The organism is Pseudomonas tehranensis (assembly GCF_014268615.1).
Lineage (GTDB): Bacteria > Pseudomonadota > Gammaproteobacteria > Pseudomonadales > Pseudomonadaceae > Aquipseudomonas > Aquipseudomonas tehranensis.
This window is the reverse complement of the sequence record NZ_JABWQV010000330.1, coordinates 1-4,614: the sequence shown is the minus strand read 5'-3', so window position 1 is coordinate 4,614 and position 4,614 is coordinate 1. Positions and strand designations below refer to the sequence as shown.

Here is a 4,614-nt window from a genome sequence, read left to right as displayed (position 1 = left end):
AGCCCGGCGGGAGCAAGCTCCCTCGCCACACGTGCTCATCGATAGGCGAACGTGACGCTTGCACGGTCTATCAGGTACAATTCCCGGCTATTTTTCGGCGGGCCATGCCTGCAGCCTTTTTGAGTGTTGATCCGTGAGTGATTTGAGTCATATCCGCAATTTCTCCATCATCGCCCACATTGACCATGGCAAGTCGACGCTGGCTGATCGCTTCATCCAGATGTGCGGCGGCCTGGCCGAGCGTGAAATGGAAGCCCAGGTCCTGGATTCCATGGATCTGGAGCGTGAGCGCGGGATCACCATCAAGGCCCACAGCGTTACGCTCTACTACAAGGCCCGCGACGGCATTACCTATCAGCTGAACTTCATCGATACCCCGGGCCACGTCGACTTCACCTATGAAGTCAGCCGGTCGCTGGCGGCCTGTGAAGGTGCATTGCTGGTGGTCGATGCCGGCCAGGGCGTCGAGGCACAGTCGGTTGCCAACTGCTACACGGCCATCGAGCAGGGTCTGGAAGTCATGCCGGTGCTGAACAAGATCGACCTGCCCCAGGCCGATCCGGACCGCGTGAAGGAAGAAATCGAGAAAATCATCGGCATCGATGCCACCGACGCGGTCACTTGCAGCGCCAAGACCGGCCTGGGCGTGGACGAAGTGCTCGAGCGCCTGGTGACTACCATTCCTGCGCCGACCGGCAACATCGAAGATCCGCTGCAAGCGTTGATCATCGATTCCTGGTTCGACAACTACCTGGGCGTTGTCTCCCTGGTTCGCGTGCGCCACGGCCGCGTCAAGAAGGGTGACAAGATCCTGGTCAAATCCACCGGCAAGATCCACCTGGTGGACAGCGTCGGTGTCTTCAACCCGAAACATACCGCCACCGTCGATCTGAAGGCCGGTGAAGTGGGTTTCATCATCGCCGGCATCAAGGACATTCACGGTGCGCCGGTCGGTGACACCCTGACCTTGAGCTCCACCCCCGACGTCGATGTGCTGCCCGGCTTCAAGCGTATCCAGCCCCAGGTCTACGCCGGCCTGTTCCCGGTCAGCTCCGACGACTTCGAGGATTTCCGCGAAGCCCTGCAAAAGCTGACCCTGAACGACTCATCCCTGCAATACACGCCGGAAAGCTCCGATGCGCTGGGCTTCGGCTTCCGTTGCGGATTCCTCGGCATGCTGCACATGGAGATCATCCAGGAGCGCCTGGAGCGCGAGTACGACCTGGACCTGATCACCACGGCGCCGACGGTGATTTTCGAGCTGCTGCTCAAGAACGGCGAAACCATCTACGTAGACAACCCGTCCAAGTTGCCGGACCTGTCGGCCATCGAGGATATGCGCGAGCCGATCGTGCGGGCCAACATCCTTGTGCCGCAGGAGCATCTTGGCAACGTCATTACCCTGTGCATCGAAAAGCGTGGCGTGCAGCACGACATGCTGTTCCTCGGTACCCAGGTCCAGGTGACCTACGATCTGCCGATGAACGAAGTGGTGCTGGACTTCTTCGATCGCCTGAAATCCACCAGTCGCGGCTATGCTTCGCTGGACTATCATTTCGATCGTTACCAATCGGCTAATCTGGTGAAGCTGGATGTGCTGATCAACGGTGAGAAAGTCGATGCCCTGGCATTGATCGTGCACCGTGACAACGCGCACTACAAAGGTCGTGCATTGACCGAGAAGATGAAGGAACTGATTCCGCGGCAGATGTTCGATGTGGCAATCCAGGCCGCCATTGGTGGGCAGATTGTGGCGCGTACAACCGTCAAGGCGCTCAGAAAGAACGTATTGGCCAAATGCTATGGCGGCGACGTCAGCCGTAAGCGCAAGCTGTTGGAAAAGCAGAAGGCCGGTAAAAAACGCATGAAGCAGGTCGGTAACGTGGAAATTCCACAGGAAGCCTTCCTTGCGGTGCTCAGGTTGGATAGTTAGGTCCTATGTCGCTAAATTTCCCGCTGTTGCTGGTTATCGCCGTGTTCGTCTGCGGCCTGTTGGCGTTGCTTGATCTGTTGTTCCTGGCGCCGCGGCGCCGGGCTGCCATCGCCTCCTATCAGGGCAGCGTCAGCCAGCCTGATGGGGTGGTGGTCGAAAAACTCAACAAGGAACCGCTGCTGGTCGAATACGGCAAGTCGTTCTTTCCGGTGTTGTTCATCGTACTGGTGCTGCGCTCGTTCCTGGTGGAACCGTTCCAGATCCCGTCCGGCTCGATGAAACCGACCCTGGATGTGGGCGATTTCATCCTGGTGAACAAGTTCTCCTACGGGATCCGCTTGCCGGTGATCGACAAGAAGGTCATCGAAATCGGTGACCCGCAACGCGGCGATGTCATGGTGTTCCGCTTTCCAAGCGATCCGAGCGTCAACTACATCAAGCGTGTGGTCGGCTTGCCGGGAGACAAGATTCGCTACAGCGCCGACAAGCGCCTGTTCGTCAACGGCGAGCCGGTGGCCGAGCAATTGATCGGCTCCGAGCCGGGCACGCTGGGCAGCGCTGAGCTCTACCAGGAAAAACTCGGCGAGGCCGAACACCTGATCCGCAAGGAAATGAGCCGCTACCGCGCCGCGCCGGACCGTTCGTGGACGGTGCCGGCCGGGCACTATTTCATGATGGGCGACAACCGCGACAACTCCAACGACAGCCGGTACTGGGATGATCCGAACATTCCCAAGGACATGTTGGGCATGGTCCCCGACCGTAATATCGTCGGCAAGGCCTTTGCGGTCTGGATGAGCTGGCCGGAACCCAAACTCAGTCACCTGCCGAATTTCTCGCGGGTTGGCCTGATCAAGTAATCACACACGGCGCTGTTGAACACAGCGCCGAATGCATTTCTGGAGCCTGTACAAGGTTGCCCGAAGGCATGAAGCCAACGATAGTCAGGACGTCATTTTTGAACACAGCGTTAATTGTCCCAAGCCAACGGCGCTTCGCGGCCGTGGTGGTGGAATCCAGCCACGAACTCAGCGTGGGTAAACCGTGAGCGTTTCTCTAAGCCGTCTCGAGCGTCAGCTCGGCTACACTTTCAAGGATCAGGAGCTGATGCTTCTGGCTCTCACTCACCGCAGTTTTGCTGGGCGCAACAACGAACGCCTGGAATTCCTGGGTGATGCCATCCTCAACTTCGTGGCGGGCGAGGCGTTGTTCGAACGCTTCCCGCTGGCTCGGGAAGGCCAGTTGTCGCGTTTGCGCGCGCGCCTGGTCAAAGGTGAGACCCTGGCCGTGCTGGCCCGCGGTTTCGACCTGGGTGAGTACCTGCGCCTGGGCTCCGGTGAATTGAAGAGCGGCGGTTTCCGTCGTGAGTCGATTCTGGCCGATGCCCTGGAAGCGTTGATTGGCGCGATCTACCTGGACGCCGGCATGGAAATGGCGCGCGAGCGCGTGCTGGCCTGGCTGACCTCCGAGATCGACAGCCTGACGCTGGTGGACACCAACAAGGACCCGAAAACCCGTTTGCAGGAATTCCTGCAATCGCGCAGTTGCGAGCTGCCGCGTTACGAAGTAGTGGATATCCAGGGCGAGCCGCATTGCCGAACCTTCTTCGTCGAATGCGAAGTGGTCTTATTGAATGAAAAAAGCCGGGGTCAGGGTGTGAGTCGTCGTATTGCCGAACAGGTAGCGGCCGCCGCAGCACTGATAGCCCTGGGCGTGGAGAATGGCAATGACTGATACAACCGTCACCCGCTGCGGCTATGTCGCCATTGTCGGTCGGCCGAACGTGGGCAAGTCCACGCTGCTCAATCACATCCTGGGCCAGAAGCTGGCGATCACTTCGCGCAAGCCCCAGACCACCCGCCACAACATGCTGGGTATCAAGACCGAAGGCGCCGTCCAGGCGATCTACGTCGATACTCCCGGCATGCACAAGGGCGGCGAAAAGGCCCTGAACCGCTACATGAACAAGACCGCTTCGGCGGCGTTGAAAGACGTCGACGTGGTGATCTTCGTGGTCGATCGCACCAAGTGGACCGAAGAAGACCAGATGGTTCTCGAACGTGTCCAGTACGTGACCGGTCCGCTGATCGTGGCACTGAACAAGACCGACCGCATCGAAGACAAGGCTGAGCTGATGCCGCACCTGAGCTGGTTGCAGGAGCAGTTGCCGAACGCTCAGATCATGCCCATCTCGGCCCAGCACGGTCACAATCTCGATGCGCTGGAGCGGGTGATCGCCGAGCACCTGCCGGAAAACGATCACTTCTTCCCCGAAGACCAGATCACCGACCGCAGCAGTCGCTTCCTGGCCGCCGAACTGGTGCGCGAGAAAATCATGCGCCAACTGGGCGCTGAGCTGCCGTACCAGATCACCGTGGAAATCGAAGAGTTCAAGCAACAGGGCAAGACCTTGCACATCCATGCGCTGATCCTCGTCGAACGCGACGGCCAGAAGAAAATCATCATTGGCGACAAGGGCGAGCGTATCAAGCGCATCGGCACCGAGGCGCGCAAAGACATGGAACTGCTGTTCGACTCCAAGATCATGCTCAACCTGTGGGTCAAGGTGAAGGGCGGTTGGTCCGACGATGAGCGGGCGCTGCGGTCGTTGGGTTACGGCGACCTGTAACCCTTTACTTGAGTACATGAATTCCATTGTGGGAGCGAGCCTGCTCGCGATA

The 4,614-nt window shown here is 59.0% G+C and carries 4 protein-coding genes; all 4 read left to right on the top strand.

The window, feature by feature from the left end; all coding sequences use genetic code 11:
* Positions 1 to 133 precede the first annotated feature (133 nt).
* The 4 genes from lepA to era all read left to right on the top strand — a co-directional run bounded on the left by lepA (position 134) and on the right by era (position 4,562).
* Positions 134 to 1,933: a translation elongation factor 4 gene (lepA, locus tag HU811_RS25205; RefSeq protein ID WP_047228880.1), complete on the top strand. Its 1,800-nt coding sequence runs from the start codon at positions 134 to 136 to the stop codon at positions 1,931 to 1,933.
* Between the two features lie 5 nt (positions 1,934 to 1,938).
* Positions 1,939 to 2,793 carry a signal peptidase I gene (lepB, locus tag HU811_RS25200; protein ID WP_092456362.1) on the top strand — a complete coding sequence of 285 codons (855 nt, stop codon included), beginning with the start codon at positions 1,939 to 1,941 and terminating at the stop codon, positions 2,791 to 2,793.
* Positions 2,794 to 2,977: 184 nt separating this feature from the next.
* Positions 2,978 to 3,667 carry a ribonuclease III gene (gene rnc / locus HU811_RS25195; protein ID WP_047228882.1) on the top strand — a complete coding sequence of 230 codons (690 nt, stop codon included), beginning with the start codon at positions 2,978 to 2,980 and terminating at the stop codon, positions 3,665 to 3,667.
* Positions 3,660 to 4,562, top strand: a complete 903-nt coding sequence (gene era, locus HU811_RS25190; protein ID WP_047228883.1) for a GTPase Era — start codon at positions 3,660 to 3,662, stop codon at positions 4,560 to 4,562. Before rnc ends, era begins: the two co-directional genes overlap by 8 nt.
* Positions 4,563 to 4,614: the final 52 nt, after the last annotated feature.